18 protein-coding genes are annotated in these 21,534 nt (G+C 62.8%); 12 read left to right on the forward strand and 6 right to left on the reverse strand.

Going from position 1 to position 21,534, the window contains the following annotated elements:
• Positions 1-309 (forward strand): hypothetical protein (locus tag AB1792_00255; protein MEW5700653.1); only part of this gene is annotated, 309 nt, incomplete at its 5' end.
• A 438-nt stretch (positions 310-747) separates the two neighbouring features.
• Positions 748-1,653 (forward strand): hypothetical protein, encoded by a 906-nt coding sequence (locus AB1792_00260; GenBank protein ID MEW5700654.1) that lies wholly within the window; start codon positions 748-750, stop codon positions 1,651-1,653.
• Positions 1,654-1,849: 196 nt separating this feature from the next.
• Here AB1792_00260 and AB1792_00265 read toward each other — a convergent pair whose 3' ends face one another.
• Entirely contained in the window at positions 1,850-2,212 is a 363-nt protein-coding gene (locus AB1792_00265) for a carboxymuconolactone decarboxylase family protein (GenBank protein ID MEW5700655.1), read from the reverse strand.
• Positions 2,213-2,467: 255 nt separating this feature from the next.
• On the reverse strand, positions 2,468-3,985 hold the full coding sequence (locus tag AB1792_00270; protein MEW5700656.1) for a carboxypeptidase M32: 1,518 nt from the start codon (positions 3,983-3,985) through the stop codon (positions 2,468-2,470).
• A gap of 341 nt (positions 3,986-4,326) precedes the next feature.
• On the opposite strand from AB1792_00270, the gene malQ reads away from it, so the two are divergent.
• The 7 genes from malQ to AB1792_00305 all read left to right on the forward strand — a co-directional run bounded on the left by malQ (position 4,327) and on the right by AB1792_00305 (position 14,047).
• On the forward strand, positions 4,327-6,474 hold the full coding sequence (gene malQ / locus AB1792_00275) for a 4-alpha-glucanotransferase (protein MEW5700657.1): 2,148 nt from the start codon (positions 4,327-4,329) through the stop codon (positions 6,472-6,474).
• Between the two features lie 16 nt (positions 6,475-6,490).
• Positions 6,491-8,437, forward strand: coding sequence for a 1,4-alpha-glucan branching protein GlgB (gene glgB, locus AB1792_00280; GenBank protein ID MEW5700658.1), 1,947 nt, complete (start codon positions 6,491-6,493; stop codon positions 8,435-8,437).
• Positions 8,438-8,587: 150 nt separating this feature from the next.
• On the forward strand, positions 8,588-11,026 hold the full coding sequence (locus AB1792_00285) for a DUF3536 domain-containing protein (protein MEW5700659.1): 2,439 nt from the start codon (positions 8,588-8,590) through the stop codon (positions 11,024-11,026).
• Positions 11,027-11,368: 342 nt separating this feature from the next.
• Entirely contained in the window at positions 11,369-11,992 is a 624-nt protein-coding gene (locus tag AB1792_00290; GenBank protein MEW5700660.1) for a DUF1579 domain-containing protein, read from the forward strand.
• 22 nt (positions 11,993-12,014) lie between these two features.
• Complete coding sequence (locus AB1792_00295) at positions 12,015-12,647, forward strand: DUF47 family protein (protein MEW5700661.1); 633 nt, start codon at positions 12,015-12,017, stop codon at positions 12,645-12,647.
• A 7-nt stretch (positions 12,648-12,654) separates the two neighbouring features.
• Positions 12,655-13,647 carry an inorganic phosphate transporter gene (locus AB1792_00300; GenBank protein MEW5700662.1) on the forward strand — a complete coding sequence of 331 codons (993 nt, stop codon included), beginning with the start codon at positions 12,655-12,657 and terminating at the stop codon, positions 13,645-13,647.
• A gap of 70 nt (positions 13,648-13,717) precedes the next feature.
• A complete protein-coding gene (locus tag AB1792_00305; protein MEW5700663.1) occupies positions 13,718-14,047 on the forward strand; it encodes a hypothetical protein in 330 nt (109 codons plus the stop codon).
• A gap of 329 nt (positions 14,048-14,376) precedes the next feature.
• Here AB1792_00305 and AB1792_00310 read toward each other — a convergent pair whose 3' ends face one another.
• The 3 genes from AB1792_00310 to AB1792_00320 all read right to left on the reverse strand — a co-directional run bounded on the left by AB1792_00310 (position 14,377) and on the right by AB1792_00320 (position 16,076).
• Complete coding sequence (locus AB1792_00310) at positions 14,377-14,643, reverse strand: cytochrome c3 family protein (protein MEW5700664.1); 267 nt, start codon at positions 14,641-14,643, stop codon at positions 14,377-14,379.
• Positions 14,535-15,521, reverse strand: coding sequence for a cytochrome c3 family protein (locus tag AB1792_00315; protein MEW5700665.1), 987 nt, complete (start codon positions 15,519-15,521; stop codon positions 14,535-14,537). Before AB1792_00315 ends, AB1792_00310 begins: the two co-directional genes overlap by 109 nt.
• Positions 15,522-15,737: 216 nt before the next feature.
• Complete coding sequence (locus tag AB1792_00320) at positions 15,738-16,076, reverse strand: hypothetical protein (GenBank protein MEW5700666.1); 339 nt, start codon at positions 16,074-16,076, stop codon at positions 15,738-15,740.
• Between the two features lie 330 nt (positions 16,077-16,406).
• Here AB1792_00320 and AB1792_00325 point away from each other — a divergent pair, with 330 nt between their 5' ends.
• Positions 16,407-19,007, forward strand: coding sequence for a hypothetical protein (locus AB1792_00325; GenBank protein ID MEW5700667.1), 2,601 nt, complete (start codon positions 16,407-16,409; stop codon positions 19,005-19,007).
• 405 nt (positions 19,008-19,412) lie between these two features.
• Here AB1792_00325 and AB1792_00330 read toward each other — a convergent pair whose 3' ends face one another.
• Positions 19,413-19,829 (reverse strand): hypothetical protein, encoded by a 417-nt coding sequence (locus AB1792_00330; protein ID MEW5700668.1) that lies wholly within the window; start codon positions 19,827-19,829, stop codon positions 19,413-19,415.
• 162 nt (positions 19,830-19,991) lie between these two features.
• Here AB1792_00330 and AB1792_00335 point away from each other — a divergent pair, with 162 nt between their 5' ends.
• Positions 19,992-20,537, forward strand: a complete 546-nt coding sequence (locus AB1792_00335; GenBank protein MEW5700669.1) for a hypothetical protein — start codon at positions 19,992-19,994, stop codon at positions 20,535-20,537.
• A gap of 65 nt (positions 20,538-20,602) precedes the next feature.
• On the forward strand, positions 20,603-21,526 hold the full coding sequence (locus AB1792_00340; protein MEW5700670.1) for a hypothetical protein: 924 nt from the start codon (positions 20,603-20,605) through the stop codon (positions 21,524-21,526).
• Positions 21,527-21,534 lie beyond the last annotated feature (8 nt).

Here is a 21,534-nt window from a genome sequence, read left to right on the forward strand (position 1 = left end):
GCGGACCTCGAGAACATCATCCGCCTGATCGCCGAGACGCCGCCGACGGCCGCCTTCGGCTGTGCCTGTGACTGCCACGGTGATCCGAAGTGCGACGGGATCCGGTCGAACGTGTCGGATGTCGTCACGACGGTCGACGTGGCATTCCGCGGGGGGATCTCGGAAGCAGATCCCAATCCGTTGTGCCCGCGAGCGCCGACAGACGTCAACTGCGACGGTGTGACGACGATTACCGACGTGGTCAAGGAAGTGAACGTCGCCTTCCGCGGTGCGGACCCGGCGACGGAGTTCTGCAACCCTTGCCCGTAATGGGCGAATGGTCGCGCCAGGCGGCCATGAACAACGGGGCGCTCCGGGATGGGGCGCCCCGTTTCTTGTTGATGCTCCGCGCCAGTTGGGTTCAGGGCCAAAGTCTGAGCGGGCGTGAACGCTCATAAGTTGTTGTCGGCCAATATGTTCTGTGGCTTTCGCCACGAGCCGGGAGGTGCCCAGAGCGGGATGGCCAAGCATGAATCGCCGCTGGCGCGATCCGTGACCATGTCCATCTCTCGCGGCCTTGAACGTGTCTGCCGACAAGACATGTATGGGAGGTGCACGAACATGGCTGCTTCCGGCTTGCCGAGTCCCAGATGGGCGCGCCCTGGCCCATCGATCGTTCTGATCATTCTCGTCGGCGTGTTTCTTCTCACCGTTACTGTGTGGAGTGCACAGCCGACTCAGAAGCGACCCTCATTCTTCGGGGCCCAGATGCCGAAAGCGGCCGCGCCGTCCCATCCGTCCAGGGACCTGACGGTGCATGTGCGCCCGCTGGCGTCCCCGCCGCGACGGCTCAGGGCAACCTCCAAGGCACCCACGGCCACGCGTGTTCTCGCTGCCGGCATGGACATCGACACGTGCGACGGGTACTGGCAGGGGGCGCCGGAGATGCGTTCCGTGGGTTGGATTCTCGGGCAGGAGGTCTATGCCTCGTACCAGGACCCGACCGAGACCGGATGCGTGAATCCGTATCCGTTCACGATCACCGACGTCTTCTGGGCGGTCGTGGTCGACTATGACATCTCGCTGGCGCTTCAGCCCGTCATCGCCTCGAACGCGGGAACGCCGGAGTGTCCCTATCCGGGAATACTGCTTTGTCTGGGAGAGGCGAGCACGATCGATCTTCCGGCCGGGGCGTGGCTGGTACAGCTTCCGTTGAATATGTCCTGTAGTGTGAATGAGACGTTCTTTGCCTGCGTCTATCTCCCCGACGTCGTCCCCTCGTACACGGCGGATCTGATCTTCGATGCGGACACGCTCAACCCGGCTGCGTGCCGCAGCTACACCGACTGGGGTGAGGGATGGCAGGACCTGTCGGTGGCATTCCCCAACATGGTTCTGTTTTCCATGGGCGAGACCACGGCTCCGGTCTGTGCCTGCCGATGTCACGGCGACCCGCAATGCGACGGTCTGGCCAGCGTGGCCGACGTCGTTCAGTGCGTCAACGTCGCATTTCGCGGCAGCACGCCGATTGCCGATTCTCTGGTGCAATGCCCATATCCGACTACGGATCTCAACTGCGACGGCAACACGACGCTTTCGGACGTGGTGTTGATGGTGAATGTCGCCTTTCGCGGCGGCAGCGCGTCGGCGAACATCACCAATCCGTGTCCGTAACCACGTCGTTTCTACAACAGCACATACAGGTCAACAAGGGGCTTCAGCCCCTTGTTTGCCTACAATTGGTTTCACAACCTCGTTCCTGTGCGGTCGGGTGCCCACACCCGACCGCAGCGCCGGGTGAGGGCACCCGGCGCCAGGACGTGTTCTGACCATCCATCTCGGTTGTGAAACCGATTCTATTGGAGCGATCTCATGTAGAGGGATTGCCAGCGCCGCGGAGTTCGGCGCGGGTGGCCGTGGCCCGGCGCACGTGTGGAATCGTGATCGACCCGCCGACAACCAGGGCGACGGAGAAGATCTCATCCAGTTCCGTGTCGGTCACCCCTTCCTCCACGCAGCGGATCATGTGGTAGGTGATGCAATCGTCGCAGCGCAGCACCAGCGAGGCGACCAGGCCGAGCATTTCCTTGGTCTTTGCGGGCAGGACACCGTCCTGATAGACGCCGTGATCGACATTGAAAAAGCGCTGGATGTACTTGTGTTGCGACTTCAGCAGGAGCTCATTGAGTGCGAGGCGTTCGGTCTGGAATTCGGTCAGGGATTTGCGGGGCATGGGTCCCGTCCTTTGTTTCGGTGTTGTGCAAGGGGCTGAAGCCCCTTGTCCTCATCAGAGAATATTCTGACAGGTTGTCGAATAACGCGAAAGATGAGGATCCCGCCCACCAATGTCATCCTGAGCGAAGCGAAGGATCTGCTGTTTCTTCCTATGACGGCAACAGCAGATTCCTCGCGGGCGTCCCGCCCGGTGGGCGGGACTGGCTCGGAATGACAAATCAACGTCCCGTGCCAAGCGGCTCCTCCGGACCCGTTAGAATCCGTACAACGCGCCGAACTTGGCGTTCATGTAGCTCATCAGCGCGGCGGACGACAAGGGCTTCCCGGTCACCCGTTGGACGAGATCGGCGGCGCGGAAGCGCCGTCCTTGGGAGTGAATCTTGCGGCCGAGCCACTCTTTGATTGGGGCGAACTCGCCGCGGGCAAACATGGCATCGAGGTCGCCGAGGTCACTCTGTGCCTGGGCAAAGAGCTGCGCGGCATACAGGTTCCCCAACGAATATGTCGGAAAGTAGCCGATATATCCGGCGCTCCAGTGGACATCTTGCAGGCAGCCCTCGCGGTCCGTCGGCGGCGTCAGACCGAAATAGGCGCGGAACTTCTCGTTCCAGACGGCGGGAATGTCGTCGACCGACAATTGCCCGGAGAAGAAGGCGCGTTCCAGCTCGAAGCGCAGGAGGATATGGAGGTTATAGGTGGCCTCGTCGGCCTCCACGCGGATGAACGACGGGCGGACGTCATTGACGACGAAGAAGAGGTCATCGAGGGTAACATCGGCGAGCGCCTCGGGAAACGCCTGCTGCGCCCGGGGGAAGAAGTGCACCCAGAATGACCGTGAGCGGCCGACCAGGTTCTCCCACAGCCGGGATTGCGATTCGTGGATTCCCAGGGAGATAAAATCACCGAGCGGCGTGCCGAAATGGCGCGGGTCGAGCCCCTGATCGTAGATGCCGTGGCCGGATTCATGCAGCGTACCGAAGAGGGCATGGGCGAAGTTCTGTTCGTTGTAGCGCGTGGTCAGACGCACATCGCCGGGGCCGATGCCGGTGCAGAAGGGGTGGGTGGTGACGTCGAGACGCCCTTTCTGGTAGTCAAAGCCGATCGCCTCGGAGCACAGGCGGCCGAACTCCTTCTGGCGCTCGATGGGATAGCGGCGATTGAGAATCTCCAGGCGGGGGCGGCGGGATGAACCGCGGATCTTCTCCAGCAGGCCGACCAGTTCGGTGCGCAACTGGGTCAGAATCGTTCCGGTGATCGCGACTGTTGCGCCGGGCTCGTAGTCGTCCAGCAGGGCATCGTACGGATCGACTTGGTAGCCGACCGCCTCCGCCTCCTGCTTTTTCAAGTCGATCATCTTCGCCAGCCAGGGCTTGAAGATGGCGTAGTCGGCCTTGGCGCGCGCCTCTTCCCAGGCCGTCTGCCCGAGCGAGGCGGTGCGGGTGATCTCCTCCACCAGGGACCGCGGCATCTTCACGGCGCGATCGTACGACCGGCCCACTTCGCGCACGATGACCGCCGGGTCACCGTCGGGGTCGGTGACAAGGTCCGAGTTTCTCAGGGTGCTCAGCAATTCACCGATGCGGGGGTCAACAAGCCGCTCATGAGTCATCCCGGCGAGCAACGCCAGTTGCTCGGCGCGATGCGGACCGCCTTGGGGCGGCATGTAGGTGCGTTCATCCCAGCCGAGCAGCGAGGCGCACGAGTTCAGCATGGCGATGGCGCGCGTCTTTGCATTGAGCTCATCGAGGGCGGCTTGTGGTGTGAGGGACATAGGGTGCTCCTTTGTCGTTTCGAGCGCAATGATCTTAGGAAATGGACCAGGGGAAATCAAGGTGTGTGGGAGGTGTGACATCTGCGGGGTCAACGGCGGGCTGAGCCCGCCCTACATCGGGTACGATACCGGTGGGGTCGATGTCGGCAGGGGCGAGGAGTCGTCTCGCCCTCGGGTGACCCAACGGGCCGCCCTACGTCGATACAATCGGGGGAGCAAGGCCAGGAATGCATGGATTCCGTCTTGTGTTTGCGCCGGTGGAGCCGATTTCATTGATAAGAAGGGCCGCGAACCGATCAGGGGATCGCCCCCCCATACGAGCGGCATGGAATGCACAAGCCATGGATGGTCGGCAGATACGACAACTGCAGCAACTGGCCCGGCTCTACGGTGTCCAGACGTCGTTTCACAACGTCAAACACGAGCGTCAATGGGCCACTCCGGACGGGTTGCTAGCGGCACTGCGCGCTCTGGGGGCGCAGGTTGCCGGTCTGGACGACTTGACCGAAGCGCGACGACAACACCGGCGGGATCGCTGGCAGCGGGTCTTGGAGCCAGTGACAGTCGTTTGGGGACAGAACCCGGTGACACTGTCGCTTCGCCTGCCCGAAGAGCACCTCGCGCATCGGATTGCCGGAACATGGGAACTTGAGAATGGGGAGCCCCGATCGGTCGCGGTCGACACTTCCGCACCGATGGTGACGGCTGCCGAGACGGTCGATGGGCGACGGTATGTCTTGTTGGCTTGGAAACCTCCAGGGCGACTCCCCTGGGGGTACCATCGATTGATCCTGGAGTGGGCGGGTCAGCGGGCGGAAGCACTGGTCGTCGCCGCACCAGAGGTCGTCTATTCCCCGCGCGGGAAGCGCTTTCGAAGCCAATGGGGCGTGTTTGCGCCCCTCTACGCGTTGCATTCGACGCGCAGTTGGGGGAGCGGTGACTTCACCGATGGTGAAGCGCTGGTGGAATGGACGGCGGCGCACGGCGGGGCACTGGTCGGCACGTTGCCGCTCCTGGCGACATTCCTCGATTTCCCCTGCGATCCGAGCCCGTACACACCGGCGTCCCGGATGTTCTGGAGCGAGTTCTTTATCGATGTGACGCGTCTGCCGGAGTTGGAGTCTTGCCCCGAGGCGCAGGCGATGATCGCGGAGGGCGAATTCCAGCGGGAACTGGCGGAATGGAACGCCGCGCCCACGGTCGACTATCGCCGCCAGATGGCGCGAAAGCGGCAAGTGCTGGCCTGTCTGTCGCGCTACCTCTTTTCGCGGGACAATGGACGACGGGAGGAGTTGCGGCGGCATTTGGAAACGCACCCCGAGCTCGACAGTTACGCCCGGTTTCGGGCCGCGATGCACCGGCGTCAGACGCGCTGGCCACAATGGCCATCGGCGGAGCGCGATGGCCAGCTTCCCGATCAGGGCGGTGATCGCGGGGAATGGCAATACCACGTGTATGCTCAGTTCGTCGCCGAAGAACAGGTGGCGGCATGGGCGCAGCGGGCCACAGAACGGAACGTCGGCCTGTATTTCGATCTTCCGCTCGGCGTGCATGCCGATGGGTACGACATCTGGCGCCATCAGGATCTGTTCGCCACCGATGTCTCGGTGGGCGCGCCGCCCGATGCCTTCTTTCCCAATGGGCAGGACTGGAGCTTCCCGCCGTGGCGACCGCAGGCGATGCGGCAGTCGGGATATGCCTATCTGATCGCCTGCCTGCGCCATCACCTGCGACACGCCCGTATGCTGCGATTGGACCACATCATGGGTCTGCATCGCTTCTTCTGGATTCCGCGCGGCGGCGACGGGAACGACGGGGTCTATGTGCGCTACCCGAGCGATGAGATCTATGCCGTTCTGAGCGTGGAATCGCATCGACACCAAGCGATCTTGATCGGCGAGAACCTCGGGACCGTCCCGGGATACGTGAACCGGGCCATGCATCGCCATGGGATGGCGGGGATCAGCGTCGTATTGCATGACATGGTCACAGACCCGGAGGGAACCAAGCGGCGGCTGGCACGCTCGCCGCGGACCGTCGTCTGCCTCGGGACGCACGACATGTACCCATTTGCGGCCTATTGGCGCGACATCGACTTGCAAGAGCGGGAGCGTCTGGGGATCATCACATCGGATGCGGCGAATTGGGCGCGCGGGGAGCGTCCCGGCCAACGGGAGCGCCTGGCGGCGTATCTGCGCGGCATGGGTCTTTTGGGGGAGGGCGCCGGTGAGCGGGAAATCCTCCGGGCGATTTTGTCTCTGTTGGCACGGAGCGCCGTGCAGACGGTGCTGGTCAACATCGAGGACCTCTGGCTGGAGACGGTGTCCCAGAATGTCCCCGGGACCACGGACGAGCACGCGAACTGGCAGTTAAAGACGCGCCTGTCGTTGGAGGAGTTCACGGCGCAACCGGAAATCATTGAGATGTTGACGACGATTGACGATCTTCGCCGCGAGGCCCGTTCCCGGGCACGGGCGGAACAGCGGTAACGGAGTCTATGCGCAGATGGTGAAGCCGAAGACGGGAGAACGCAAGCGGCCGGCGGTGATCGACGCGACGCTGCTGTCGGCCGATGACCTCCATCTCTTCAATGAGGGCACGCACTACCGCCTCTTCGAAAAGCTCGGCGCGCATCCCCTGACAGTCGACGGTGAGGCGGGGACGTATTTCGCGGTGTGGGCTCCGGACGCACGGCAGGTGTGTGTGATGGGGGAATTCAACGGCTGGAACAAGACCAGCCACGCCCTGCGTCCGCGCGAGCGGTCCGGAATCTGGGAGGGTTTCATTCCCGGTGTGACGCGCGGCGATCTCTACAAGTTCCATATCGTCTCGCGCTATCGGGGCTACACAGTCGACAAGATAGACCCGTTCGCCTTCTCCTGTGAGGAACCGCCGCGGACGGCGGCGCGGGTGTGGGAGTTCGGGTACACGTGGGGGGATGAGGCCTGGATGGCCGACCGGGCGCGGAATCACGCCTTGCACGCGCCGGTGTCGATCTATGAGGTCCACCTGGGATCATGGCGGCGCAAACCGGAGGCGGGACACGCACCCTTGTCGTACCGGGAACTGGCGCCGATGCTGGCGGAGCATGTCCGGTACCTGGGTTTCACGCACGTGGAGTTTCTGCCGGTGATGGAGCACCCATTCTACGGATCGTGGGGGTACCAGACGACCGCGTACTTCGCGCCGACGGCGCGATACGGGACGCCGGAAGACTTCATGTACCTGATCGACCATCTGCATCAGCAGGGAATCGGCGTCATTCTCGACTGGGTGCCGTCACACTTCCCGGCCGATGAATATGCACTGGGATTCTTCGACGGCACACATCTGTATGAGCATGCCTACCCGCAGAAGGGATTCCACCCCGATTGGAAGAGCTTCATCTTCAACTATGGCCGTCATGAAGTTGTGTCGTTCCTGATCTCCAGCGCTCTGTTCTGGCTGGAGAAGTACCACGTGGACGGGCTGCGCGTCGACGCCGTGGCCTCGATGCTGTACCTCGACTACTCGCGCGCCGAGGGGGAATGGATGCCGAACATCCACGGCGGACGGGAAAACCTGGAGGCGATCGATTTCCTGCGACGGTTCAACGAGCAGGTGTATCGCGCGCATCCGGACGTGCACACGGTCGCGGAGGAGTCGACGGCGTGGGCGATGGTGTCGCGGCCGACGTACGTGGGCGGGTTGGGATTCGGCTACAAGTGGGATATGGGGTGGATGCATGACACGCTGGTGTACATGACCAAGGACCCGGTGCACCGGCGCTTTCACCACCATGACTTGACGTTCCGCATGGTCTACGCGTTCATGGAGAACTTCATCCTGCCGTTGTCGCACGATGAGGTCACGCACGGCAAGGGGTCATTGCTCGGCAAGATGCCGGGCGCGGACAACTGGCAGAAGCTGGCGAATCTGCGTCTGCTGTTGGGATACATGTATTCCCAACCCGGAAAGAAGCTCTTGTTCATGGGCGCGGAATTCGCCCAGTGGCGCGAGTGGCATCACGAGGAGAGTCTGGACTGGCATCTGTTGCAGTATGCCCCGCACCAGGGTGTGATGCAATGGGTGAAGGATCTCAACGCGCTCTACCGGAATGAACCGGCGTTGCATGAGGGGGACTGCGAGTCGTGGGGATTCGAGTGGATCGATTGTGATGACGCGGCGGCCAGTGCATTGATGTTCCTGCGCAAGGGGCGCGACGGTCGGGCGCCGATCCTCGTGGTGTGCAACTTCACACCGGTGCCGCGCGTGGCGCACACCGTCGGGGTGCCGCATCCCGGCGTGTGGCGGGAGATTCTCAACAGTGATGCCGGCGTCTACGGCGGCAGTGGAATGGGGAATCTCGGCGGCGTTGTCGCGGTGGAGCAGCCGTCGCACGGGCGGCCGTACTCGTTGTCGCTCACGTTGCCGCCTCTGAGCGTGGTGTTCCTGAAGCCGGCGGAGGTGTGACGGCGTATTTCGAGGACGTGGCGGGACGACTGTTGAAAGCCCCCGAATGGGCGATCACAAGGATCGCCCCTACGATGGAATCGCAACCGGTTCGTAGGGGCGAAGCTCGTCTTCGCCCGATTGATTGTTGACTGCGGTTCCGATCCGGCCATGGCGAGATTCATCTGCATCCACGGGCACTTCTACCAGCCGCCGCGGGAGAATCCCTGGCTGGAGGCGGTGGAGACGCAGGACGGCGCCTACCCGTATCACGATTGGAACGAGCGTGTCACGGCGGAATGCTATGCGCCGAATGCGCGTTCGCGCATTCTCGACGATCAGCAACGCATCGTCAAGATCGTCAACAACTATTCCCGCATCAGCTTCAACTTCGGCCCGACGCTTCTGACCTGGCTGGAACGGCAGGCGCCGACGCTGTACGCGGCGATTCTCGACGCCGACCGGCAGAGCCGACGCGCGTACTCGGGCCATGGCTCGGCGCTGGCCCAGGTCTACAATCACATGATCATGCCGTTGGCGACGCCGCGTGATCGCTACACGCAGGCCTTGTGGGGGATTCGCGATTTTCTGCACCGGTTCAATCGCTGGCCGGAAGGTGTCTGGTTGCCGGAGACGGCGGTCGATCTGGCGACTCTCGATGTGCTGGCGGAGTTGGGTATTCGGTTCACGATTCTGGCGGCCCATCAGGCGCGCCGCGTGAAACGAATCGGGGAGCAGAAATGGCGGGACGTGGACAGCGGGTCGGTCGACCCGACGATGCCCTATCTGGTACGGCTGCCGTCCAAACGCACGATCGCCGTGTTCATCTACGACGGTCCGACTTCGCGGGCCGTGGCGTTCGAGCGCCTGCTGACCAAGGGCGAGAACTTCGTGGCGCGGTTGATGGCAGGGTTTGACCCGTCAGCGCAGCGGGATCAACTGGTGAACATCGCGACCGACGGCGAGACATACGGCCACCATCACCGCTTCGGCGACATGGCGCTGGCGTTCGCGCTGGAAGACATCACGCGGCGTGGTCTGGCCCGACTGACGAATTACGGAGAGTACCTGGCCACACATCCACCCAGCCATGAGCTTGAGATCATCGAGAACACGGCGTGGTCGTGCGCGCATGGCGTGGAGCGCTGGCGCTCGGATTGCGGCTGCAACTCCGGCAGCCATCCGGGATGGCAGCAGGCCTGGCGTGAACCGTTGCGCGCGGCGTTCGACTGGCTGCGGGATGAGCTGGCGACGCGCTATGAGACAGAGGCCGGCGAGCTGTTGAATGATCCCTGGGTCGCGCGCAACGAGTATGTGAGCGTCGTCATCGACCGCAGTCCGGAGACATGGGACAAGTTCCTGGCTGGTCAGGCGGCCCGACCGCTGTCGGGGAGTGAGCAGGTCCGGGTGCGCAAGCTTCTGGAGATGCAGCGGCATCTCATGCTGATGTATCACAGTTGCGGGTGGTTCTTCGATGACCCTTCGGGGATCGAGACTGTCGGCGTGATGCAGTGCGCCGCCCGGGCGATCCAGTTGGCCGCGGACCTGTTTGCGACCTCACCCGAGAATGGACTGCTCCGTCGGTTGGAAGATGCTGCCAGCAACGTCCGCGAGTTGGGAAACGCGGCGGAAATCTATCGGCGCATGGTGACGCCGGCGGTGGTCGACTTGAAGGCGGTGTGCGCACACGCGGCGATCCGCTCGCTGTTCACCAACGCGGGACAGACGACGACGCTGTATTGCTATCAAGTGCGTCGCGAGGAACGGTTGCGATTGGACGTGGGTCGTGGGCGGCTGGCTTTGGGACGCGCCGCGGTGGCGTCATCGATCACCGGTGAAGAGACGACGCTGACATATGGCGTATTGCACCTCGGAGGGCTGAATCTCTCCGGTGGCGTCTCCGACGACTTGACCGAGGCGGAATACGAGACGCTGTGCGGGTCGATCGAGCGGGCGGCAGCAGACGGTGATCTTCTGGAAGTCATCCGGCTCTGCGATCATCACTTCCGCCGGCTTCCCTATTCGCTCACGTCCCTGTTTCGCGACGAGCAGCGGCGCATTCTGAATGAGATTCTCCAGCCGACGCTGGCGGAGGCGGAGGCGGTGTATCGGGATTTCTACGAGCGCTCGGTCGAGATCCTGCGCTTTCTGAAGGACAATCGGATTCCGCCCCCGGAGGGATTCCACGAGGCGTCGCGATTTGCCTTCAAGGCGGCATTGAAACGGGAACTGGGCGCCGCGCAACCCGATTGGGAACGGGTCGGAGCGCTGGTGACGGAGGCGCTGGCCACGGGGATCGTGCTCGACGAACCGGGATTGGCCCTGTTGTTCAAGCACGCCACGGAGCGGGCGATGCGTCAGTTCGGCGCGGCCTTCGATCAAAACGCCCAGTTGACACGGCTCATCGGCGTCGTCGAGCAGATCCAGGCGCTCCCATTCCGCGTCGACTTGTGGGAGGTACAGAACATGTTTTACGATCTCTGCCAGGCGGTCCATGCCGGTTTCCACGCCCGGGCCGAGCGGGGGGATCGCGACGCGCAACGCTGGGTGGAGCAATTCGCCGCGCTGGGGGAGCAATTGTCCGTCAGAGTTGATTCCGCGGCCCCGTGATCCTGTCGATCCGCAACGACGCAGGTCCGGCTTGAGACCGTGACCCGCCTTCTTCCCGACGGCGCGACATCAGTATTTCCCATTGTGACAAATTCACTGAAGAGTTCTATGGGGTCTGGTGCGAAGACCCAGCGTGGCGAGCGGGACGCGACCGGATCACACAAGAGCTGCGTCTTCGCGGCGCTTGACATGGCGGGCCCGTGACGTCAGATTGGGGCGATTCTGTCGGCGCGGGCCCCGCGGACGAGAGTTGGAGGGAGTCCGCGCGTGTCAAGGGCGCGGCATACATGATCGACGGGCCGCGACATATCGCGGACGAAAACCGACAAGGAGGAATTGAAGATGAGAACACGGACATGGCAGTGCATCGCGATCGCCCTGGTCGTGCCACTGGCGGGTGCAACGGTGATGGCGCAGGAATCCGGCAAGTCCGGCGCGCCGGGTGACAGCGCCGCGATGGCGGCGATGATGGAGGCGATGCTCAAGTACAGCACACCCGGCCCGGAGCACAAGTTTCTCGAGAAACTGACCGGCCATTGGACCGGCGATTTGAAGATGTGGATGGATCCCGCCGCGCCGCCGACCGAGACGAAGGGAACGTCGCATCGGGAGATGCTCCTCGGTGGTCGCTGGCTCAAAGAGGACGTGCACAGCGACTTCATGGGGCAGCCGTTCACCGGGATGTGGCTTGTCGGCTACGACAACTTCCGTCAGCGGTTCGTCTCCCTGTGGATGGACGACATGAGCACCGGCACGATGCTGTCGTACGGCACGCTGGACACGACCGGGACGGTGCTCACATGCAGCGGCACGATGGATGATCCGGCGACCGGGGAGAAAGACAAGAAGTTCCGCTCGGTCCTGCGGGTGACGGGGCCCGACGCGCACGTGGAGGAGATGTACAGCACCATTCCCGGCCAGGGTGAAGTCAAAGTGATGGAGATCCACTACACCCGCGCCAAGTAGCGGGCGGCGTCGGAGAAGTCGCATGCTGTTCGGACGATCGCGGGACGACGAGATCCAGGAACGGTTTGAGCGCCACATCGGCAACACCGTGGAATCGGCGGAGTTGCTGCGGGAGTTGTTGACGAACCTCGACCGCGGGAGCGAGTATGTCACGGGCGTGGTCCAGAAGCTCGTGGAGATGGAGCATGTCGGGGACCGGTACAAGGCAGAAATCCACTCGACCGTCGACAGGTCGTTCATCACGCGTCTTCACAAGGGCGATATCGACAAGCTGATCCACGAGATGGATCGTGTCGTCGACCACATCAAGAAGGTCGCGTTGTATGTCCGGGCCTATCGGCTGACCGGCAGCCGGGCCGAAGCCGTGGAGTTTTGCGGCATCGTCGTTGAGATGACGAAGCTGCTCGTCGGTGTGATCGCCGGTCTGGCCAAGCCGCAAGTCGCGGCCATCCGGGAAACCGTGGCACGTATCGACAGACTGGAGGAGGAGGCGGATCTTCTGCTCTACAGCAGTCTGGCCACGCTCTTTGAATCAGAGCCGGATGCCAAGGCGGTCATCCAGTGGCAGGGGCTGTTGGAGATGTTGGAGGAGGTGACGGACAGTTGCCATCATGTCACCTCCGTCGCCGTGTCCATCGTCCGCAAGGAGAGTTGAGCCGGCGATGTCCGCTCTTCTTGTCTTCGTGCTCGCGCTGGTCCTGCTGGCCGAATTCGTGAACGGCTGGACCGACGCGCCGAATGCCATCGTCACGGTCGTCTCGACCAAGGTCCTGTCGCGCACGCAGGCGGTGGCGTTGGCCGTTGTGTTCAACGTCATCGGTGTGCTGTCGGGCACCGCCGTGGCCACGACGATCGGCAAGGGGATCGTGGATCTGGCGGTGGTGAATCCGCCGACCATTGCCGCCAGTCTGATCGGCGTCATTGTCTGGGGCTCGGTGGCGGCGCGTTTCGGGATTCCGACCAGCGAATCGCATGCGCTGGTGGCGGGGCTGGCCGGGGCGGCGTTGGGCGTGGCGGGGCCGGAGGCGTTGGTCTGGAGCGGATGGAGAAAAGTGCTGATCGGTCTGGTGATGTCCAGCGCCGTCGGTCTTGGCGGCGGTTTCCTTTTGGCGACGCTCGTCAAGAAGGCGTTTGCCTCCACGGCTCCGGCCGCGACGGGCCGGCGGTTTCGGCATTGGCAGGTTGTCTCGGCGGCGTTCATGGCGTTCAATCACGGCTCGAACGACGGGCAGAAGTTTATGGGGGTATTCGCCATGGTGCTGGTTCTGGGCGGCGTGTTGCCGCACTTCAGCGTGCCGCTCTGGGTCGTGGCTCTCTGCGCGGTGACGATGGGCATCGGGACCTCGATCGGCGGATGGCGAATCATTCGTGAAATGGGCATGCGCATGGTCGACATCAAGCCGTGGCAGGGGTTTTGTGCCGAGACGGCCGCCGGCCTCACGATCTTCTCCGCCTCGCATTTCGGGATTCCACTGAGCACGACGCACTCCATCACGACGTCTCTCATGGGCGTGGCGGCCTCCGGGCGAATCTCGCGGGTCCGTTGGGACATCGCGCAAAAGGTGGCCTGGGCGTGGTTGCTCACGTTTCCCATCTGCGCCGCCCTCGCCTTCCTGGCGTCGCTACTTATCAAAGCCGTTTTCCCGCCGACCTGAACGGGGATGAACATATGTCTTCGTCTTCCTGCTGTCGTCTGGCGCGCGTCGGAGGGCGGATGACGTGCCGATGAGGACAGGGGGTATTCTCATGTTCGAGCATCGGCATGAGCCGTTGTTGGCCCGGACGGCCTTTGCCGCGAGGCTGGTTCGGCACGCGCTGATGGCGACTGGGATGATTGCCGGATCGCTGGGAATCGGGGTGGTTGGGTACCACGGGTGCGAAGGGATGCCGTGGATCGACGCATTGGTCAATGCGGCCATGATCCTCGGCGGGATGGGACCGGTCAACCCCGGCGCCGGGTGCCCTCACCCGGCGCAAGTCCTCGCCACATCACGGTCGGGTGTGGGCACCCGACCGCACATGTGCGGAATTGGGAGGTTTCTCAACAAGCCCTAACAGGCTGCTGAAAGAGGTCAATCCATGTCATTCTGAGCCCCGCCGATGTTGGGCGGGGCGAAGAATCTGCTGTCGGTTTCATAGGTAGAGACAGCAGATCCCTCGCTCCGCTCGGGATGACAATGGTCGGACAGGTCCGCATTTCTTGGGTTCTTCAGCAACCTGCTATAGGCCCGTGGCACCAAATGCTCATATCCCCTTCGAGGTTAAGACACCCACTGTAGTCGCGATGGATCTGTCCACAAGAGAGGGGCGAAGACGAGCTTTTCTCCTGCGGGACAATTGGTGCCCGGTTGCAGGCGCGATCCTTGTGTTCGCCCTCGTGCGTGTCAGCCGCGCGGGGTCACGCGAGTCCCGGGGGGAGCATCCTTGGCGGCGCGCCCATCATCGTGACAACCGGCGCAGTTGGGCGGTGTGTCGTAATGGCGTCCGGGATGACAGTCGGTGCAGTCAACTTGGACATGGGTCTCGTCGAGCTGGAGACCGGTCACAGCATGGGAGAAGTTCTCCTGATTCCAGCCGGCGTGACAGGCGGCACAGGCCATGGTGAGGCGCCCAATGCGTTTCCCAGTGGGATGACAGGCACGGCACTCCAGCCCGCGGTGGTAGTGGCTCGATTCCCAGCCGGTCGACGCATGTGTGAAGGCGGGTCGCTCACCCGTGCATGACATTTGGCGCAGCGGTTCTTCACGTGGCAGTTGTTGCAGGTGGCGTGGATCACTTCCTGGGTCTTGGCCAGGTTCGGTGTCTTCTGCAGATCATGGCAGCGGCTGCAATTCTCCTGCTGATGATAGTCGACACAGCGTAGCCCGAACAGATCGATGTTCTCCTTGTGGTAGAACGTCACGACGGGTCCGGCGACATAGGGCGTCTGGTAGGTTTTCTTCTCCGGCTCGGTGATGGTCGGATGGGCGATCCCCATGATGTCCGATGAATCGAGCGTCATCTGTTCCGTCGGTTTCCCCGGCTGGGGGAGGTGGCAAAGGACACAGCCGGTGTCATGGCTCCATTCACGGTGACAACCGAGATACTGGCGGTGGTAGGCGCCCTTGAGCCCAGGCTGACGGAGGTTGTTGGGGTTGGTCTCGCCGCCGTGGCATTCCCGGCACGGGGGGATGCGTCCGGGCGGGCTGAAATGGTGACATGTGGCGCAGTCGTTGGCCATCTCCGCCATGCCGGCGTGAATCTTGTGATTGAAATGGACGGGTTGATACAGATCGGCCGATTGGCCCAACAAGGCGGAATCAGAAGCCTCGGCCAGACCGTGCGCGCCGCTGGCATGGGACATCATCAGGCGCGTGCACGGCTGTAGGCAGGGATCGGCGGTCGTCGGCGCGGCGCAGGTGTGGCAGGTGGCGCAATCCAGATGCGGCATCTCCACCGCGAGGCCGGTTGAATCCGCGGCGCGCCCGACGCCGGATGCCGTCACGGCGGCGAGGGCGATGAGTGTCAGCGGCGGGATGATACGATTCATGACTGTCGATCTCCGGTCGGACTCCGTCGGGCGCGGCTGTCACAGGACCTGGGCCGGGCCGAACCTCCGATGCACGATGCGAACGACGTCCTCGTTCCGGGTTCCGGCATCCGCCGGCACCGTGATCACGGGGAACGTCATCACGATCCAGCGGTAGACCAAAATCAGCGCACTGACCAGCCCCAGAGTGACAGCGATCTCCAGTGGTGACGGGAACTATGTCTTCACGGGGTACAGGGGCTGATAGGCCACCAGGAAGACATTGATGCGATTGAAGACGACGCCGCCCACAACCAACGCCGCCGATGCCAACAGACCGGTCGTCGAGCGTCGCACACGCTCTTGCGCCAGCAGGATCATCGGCAGAGCGACGCCCAGCGCCAACTCCAGCAGAAACAGAATCCCCCGCAGGGAACCATCGAACGCCAGCGGCCAGACGCCGCGAAGGGTCAGATCAATGACCTTGGCGGCCAGATAGATTCCCAGGAACACCGGCACCAAACGTGCCAGCGACGACAGGACGTCGAGTTCCGGGCACAGCCGGAAGGGCCGCACCCTCGTCTGATCCCGACCGCTCGGAGTGCCTTTGTGGTCGGGAGATGTTGTCCTTCCCTCTCTCCGGGACGTGGTTGCGCTGAGGGATTCCAGCATCGCGGGACCTCGGACCACGAAGTCGTTGTCCAATAACGGAACGGCGCACGTTTGTCTTCTTGCCGGAGGCGTTTCGGGCGGGGCGCTATCGGGGGCGGGGACTGGGAATAACCACCGTCCCGGCGGGTAAACCGGATGTGTCGGCGCCTTGACACGGTCGCGCTTGAACGCGGGCGCTTGAATCGGCGGGCGTGTCAACGTATGTTCCCGTTGGGCGAATTGGAAGGATTCGACATGAAGAAATCCTGGAAGAGTCGGGGCACGGTCGGTGCCGCACTGTTGGTTTCTTTCGTGACGGTGGGCTGGCCGGAGGCATGGGCCTTCAACCCGTCGGCGGATTCCGGCGCGTATCATCGGCCGATGCAGGTCCGATCGGCGACGGCACCGGTGGAATCACGGCGCATTCATCATGCCGGGCGCGTCTGGGCGTCGCTCGGAAACGACGGCACGCTCGGTTCGCGCCATGAGACCTTGCTCGGGGATCCGTGGGACATGCAGACGTTGCAGATCACGTATGCGCCATCGTTTGAATTCCCCAGCGGCTCGCGTCTGGATTACCTCTACATGGGGTCGATCTGGATTGGCGCCATCGTGGCCAATGACACGCTGGTCAGTCTGAGCCATGGTGGTTGGGCGTCCCAGGAGTTGCTGGGTTTTCAGCGCATGCAGGACGGGATTCCCAACGGGTATCCGTGGGACTGCAAGCCCCGGGACACGGTGACGCGCGGGCTGCAGGAGGTCCACAACTGCGTGTACTACGATACGATGGTGCTGGCGGGGGGTTCGACCGATCCGGAGCGTTCGGGTCCGCATCTGCCGATCGGGCTGGAGATCACGCAGGTGTCGCACGCCGGGTCCGATCCGTACACGCAGGGTTTCATCATCGTCGATCAGCGCATCAAGAACATTTCGGATCATGCGATCGAGAAGGTCTGGCTGGGGATTCACGCCGACAACGACATCTGGTACCAGTTGGGAAGTTGGCAGTCCCTCGACGACGTTTCGGGGTTCCTGCACCTGTGGCCCAATCCGGCCGCGCCGACGTACATGGACACACTGAACGTGGCGTGGGCGGCGGACAACGACGCCGACCCCGTGGGCGGGGAGTATGTGCGTTCCTCCTGTCGTGGGGCGATGGGCTTTCGCATCCTGCGCGCGCCGGCAGGAACACATGTGAACTTCAACTGGTGGACCGTGGATGGGAATGCCGTCTTCGACTGGGGGCCACGGAATGTCCGGGACCTGCGCGGCCTCGGACACGGTGGGACCGGATCGCCGGAGAGCGATCGGGCCATGTATCACTTCATGTCGAACGACGAAATCGACTACGGCCAGTTGTTCACGCCCGTGGATTACACGGCGGAGGGTTGGAGGCCGCCGCCGGCGCGGCCGTTCTCGTGCAACCTGGGCGACGGCTGGGATACGTATCTGTGCCTCTCCGTCGGCCCGATCCCGCGTCTGGAACCGGGGGAGGAAATCCCCTTCACGTATGCCTTGATCTTGGGCGACAGCTTGCACCAGGATCCCACGAACCGCTACGACTGCGGCAATCCCCAAGCGTACTACAACAAGTTGAGCTTCACGGACCTGGCGCGCAATGCCTGGTGGGCGGCATTCGTTTTTGACAATTTCGGCGTCGATACCGACAACGACGGATACAGCGGTGAATCGTTCGTCGATTCGGTCTCGGGGGAGCGGGTGTACACGTCGGGAGACGGGTGCCCGGATCTTTCGGGGCCGAGCTCGCCGCCCTGTCCGCACCTGGAGTTGATCTCGCGTCCCAAGGAATTGACCATTCGCTGGTCGGGTCAGGTGACGGAGTTGGCGACCGATCCCCAGTTGCTCGAACAGGATTTCGAAGGCTACAAAGTGTACTATGCCGAGCGCAATTCGCGGGACGATATCCCGGCGCCGGAGGACTACACGCTGTTGGCCAGTTGGGACAAGATGGATTTTCGCCGCTATACCTGGGACCCGGCGGGCGAGGCGTGGCGGCCGACTTCGTCGCCCAAGACCGCGTCGGAGTGGCGGGGGGAATTTCAGGACGCTGGGTTCGATCCGGAGGCACATGCGAGACCGTCCTTCGAGTCATGCTATCGCTACGCGGATCGCGATCCGGAGGGTGCCGTCGTGGAACGGTGTGCCTACTTCGTGCCCGCGGGATTCAACATGGGCAACGAGTACGTGGTCGCCGGGGACACGGTGCGCAACCTGATCCGGAGGGTGGCGACCCGGACGGATGAATCCGGACGAGAGTACGGCGAATACGAGGTGACGCTGGACAACCTGCTGCAAGCGAAGCACTATTTTGTGTCCATCACGGCCTTTGATTATGGTGATCCGGTGAAGAGCCTGCCGTCACTGGAGATCACCCCCGGGCAGTGCCGGGTGGACGGGCTGCCGATTTACTCGGCGGACGTGGTGGAAGCGTACTGGGACTCCGGCGGGGCGCGTCACGATTCGGTGCGCGTGATGGTCTATCCCAATCCCTATAAGATCTCGTTTTTGGATGCGGACGGGCATCGCACCAGCTACTACGAGCAGGGGTACGAGGGGACTGTCGGGCAGCGCAGCTCGGGTCAACCGCTGGATGAGCGCGACCGGCGGATACACTTCATCAATGTTCCCCACGACGCAAGGATTCGCATCTACACGTTGGACGGGGACCTGGTTCGAACGCTGGATCATCCGGATGAGAACCTCTCCGGGTACTCATCAAAGATCTCGTGGGATGTGGTGTCGCGGAACACGCAGGCCGTGACCTCCGGGATCTACATCTACCGCGTCGATTCGAAGCTGGGATCGCAGGTCGGGAAGATCGTGATTATCAAGTAGCGGTGTCTTGGATGTCCATGTCAGAACGCGGTAACTGCCGGCTCGTCGCATGGCGATCCAGAGGGCAAATCGCCGCGGCGGACCGCTGAACCTCATCTCCACAGAATCGGTCTCATAGTCGCCATACCCAACAGAATACCCAACAGACGACTCGGTGGCGCCGGGCGCACATGGCCGGCGCTGCTGTCGGACGAGGGTACTTCACAGCACTTGATGGGGGCTGCGAAATCGTCTGTGCGGTCCCCCGTCCGACCGGCTCTCTCTTGATGCGAGGACGTGAGTGAGGATCCGCCGGTTCGCATCAACCCCGCATCGTTGTTTGTCGATACTGAATACGGTGCACTCCCGAAGGCGATGCTGCGACAGTGAGTGACGGGGGGATCTCGACGTGCGCGATGTTCACGATCATGGCCGGAGGGCACCGATCATCGGGAAATTGTCGATCGGGCTGTCTGTCGCCTTGCTCGCCGTGCTGCCGATGACGGCGCGGACGACGATCAGCGTGATCGTCAGCAACTCGACTTTTACATTCGGTACCCAGCCGCCGAACACCTGGCTGACCTCGCAAACGACGATCATCAGAAATGACGGCACGGAGTTGGAGAATTTCGCGGCGAGAATCAGCCAGTTGACGGCGGGCGTCAACACGTGGGCGCTCAGTGCCACGACGAACGGCGCCGACTCGATTCGGGCGCAATGGTCGACGACGAGCGTCTCCGGACCGTGGAATAATATTTCGGCATACAATACGGACTTTTCGATCGCCACGAATCTGGCCGTCAACGACAGCATCAACTTTTGGTTTCGGATCCAGACACCCACGACAACGACCTCATACAGCGAGTACTCTGCTACATTAACCGTAACGGCGACAATGCCTTAACGGAACCGTCTCGATCCGGCCTTCTAATGTGGGGAATTCATCCGATAGAGCCATTACAGAGCAAGAGGATTCGATGATCGCATAACGGAGGGGGAAGGGTGATGAGCAAACGAACCGCAGCAGGTCTCATCCCTGTGATCGCATTGGCGCTGCTGGGACTCTGGGTTTCGTCGGCACAGGCGGCGAATCCGGCGACGATCAATGTGACCGTGATGATCCAGAACCTGAGTGTGTCGGCCACGGGACCCATTGCCTTTGGGACTGTCTTGGCGAGCAGCGAGACGGTATCCGGCTCGGCGTCGACGGTGACCAATGACGGCAATGTGACCGAGACCTACTCGTTGTCATTGGCCAATCCGGGCGGATGGACGGCGGTTCAGGCGGCGCCTTCCGGCGCGGAGGAGTTCGCGCTCCTGGCGCAGTTCAACTCCTCCGGGCCCACAGCGGTGAGTTTCACCTATGCCAACCATGCGCTCTCGACCTCGTCGACCCCCAGCAGCGGCACCAAATTCGCCGGGAATCAGACCGGGTTGTCTGTCGCGGTGTCGGGCACGCGTTCGCTCTGGTTCCGGTTCAATGCGCCGACTTCGACGGCGGTGACGACACAGCAGACGATCGTGGTCACGGTCACGGCAGCGGCCGGTTGAGCCGGGGCGGTCCATCGGTCTGAAATCGGCTCACTCCCGTGGGCCGGGAAGTCATGGGGCAGTCGATGAGAATGAGAAGAATCGGATTCTTCCTTGCGGTGCTGTGCGCGCCGGCGGCTGTGGTGATGTCGCCGTACCCCTCCCACGCCGGGGGGCTGAGCACGCAATTGGGCGAAGTGGCGATCGAGAACCTCCAGATCGGCCAGACTTACAACCTCAAGCAGTTGGCGAACCTCAGTCTGATTGTCACCAACACCAGCGATTTTTCCGTCGAGCTGGTGATGGAGGTGCAAGCGCCCGACTCCAGCGAGCTGAAGGGTGGCTCGGAACCGGTGCCGGCAACGGGCTGGATCACGCTGACGCAGACGACCTTCACTCTGGAAAGGGGCGCCAAGGCCACATCGGACATCCTGATCACGGTCCCGGACGACGAGCGGTATCTCGGCCGGAAATACCAGGCCTCGATCTGGTCGCATACGCTGGGCGGCAACGACGGGGGGATGTGCCTCGCCTACGGATTGAAGACCCGCGTGCTGTTCAGCACCGACACGGTGAAGGCCGACCCGGTTGAAGCCGTCGTGGCCTCGACGGCCAGCGCGGATTTCACCCTCAAACCGGAGGAGATCACGCTGACCGGCATCGAGCCGGGCCGCGTCTATGACGTGGCAGAGGCCGCCGGCGTTCTGCTGGAGATCACCAACCGCAGCGAACACATCGAGACAATCCGGCTGGCCAGCCGCACGGTAGACAACTCGCTGGCGACGCTCACCGGCGGATTCTCCGATGCGCCCGATGCCTCGTTCCTGCGGTTCAGCGAAAGCGAGATCACGCTGCCGCCACGTGCCACCCGGATCGTCAAGATGTATTTGGAGTTTCCCGCCCGGACGGAATACGCCGGTGGGCGGTACATGTTCGTGATCCATGCCTACACGGCCGGTGAGAGCGTGATCGCCGGCGTCTATTCCCGGCTCTACGCCTCCACGAAATAGGCGGCAGC

The sequence above is a fragment of the Candidatus Zixiibacteriota bacterium genome (genome assembly GCA_040752595.1).
GTDB lineage: Bacteria > Zixibacteria > MSB-5A5 > WJJR01 > WJJR01 > JACQFV01.

Coding starts and splice junctions, on each gene's coding strand:
- AB1792_00285 (MEW5700659.1), top strand. CDS start 8,588: ATGGCGAGATTCATCTGCATCCACGGGCACTTCTACCAGCCGCCGCGG.
- AB1792_00260 (MEW5700654.1), top strand. CDS start 748: ATGCCGAAAGCGGCCGCGCCGTCCCATCCGTCCAGGGACCTGACGGTG.
- AB1792_00270 (MEW5700656.1), bottom strand. CDS start 3,985: ATGTCCCTCACACCACAAGCCGCCCTCGATGAGCTCAATGCAAAGACG.
- AB1792_00290 (MEW5700660.1), top strand. CDS start 11,369: ATGAGAACACGGACATGGCAGTGCATCGCGATCGCCCTGGTCGTGCCA.
- AB1792_00325 (MEW5700667.1), top strand. CDS start 16,407: ATGAAGAAATCCTGGAAGAGTCGGGGCACGGTCGGTGCCGCACTGTTG.
- AB1792_00335 (MEW5700669.1), top strand. CDS start 19,992: ATGAGCAAACGAACCGCAGCAGGTCTCATCCCTGTGATCGCATTGGCG.
- AB1792_00315 (MEW5700665.1), bottom strand. CDS start 15,521: ATGAATCGTATCATCCCGCCGCTGACACTCATCGCCCTCGCCGCCGTG.
- AB1792_00300 (MEW5700662.1), top strand. CDS start 12,655: ATGTCCGCTCTTCTTGTCTTCGTGCTCGCGCTGGTCCTGCTGGCCGAA.
- AB1792_00265 (MEW5700655.1), bottom strand. CDS start 2,212: ATGCCCCGCAAATCCCTGACCGAATTCCAGACCGAACGCCTCGCACTC.
- malQ (MEW5700657.1), top strand. CDS start 4,327: ATGGATGGTCGGCAGATACGACAACTGCAGCAACTGGCCCGGCTCTAC.
- AB1792_00295 (MEW5700661.1), top strand. CDS start 12,015: ATGCTGTTCGGACGATCGCGGGACGACGAGATCCAGGAACGGTTTGAG.
- AB1792_00305 (MEW5700663.1), top strand. CDS start 13,718: ATGAGGACAGGGGGTATTCTCATGTTCGAGCATCGGCATGAGCCGTTG.
- glgB (MEW5700658.1), top strand. CDS start 6,491: ATGGTGAAGCCGAAGACGGGAGAACGCAAGCGGCCGGCGGTGATCGAC.
- AB1792_00340 (MEW5700670.1), top strand. CDS start 20,603: ATGAGAATGAGAAGAATCGGATTCTTCCTTGCGGTGCTGTGCGCGCCG.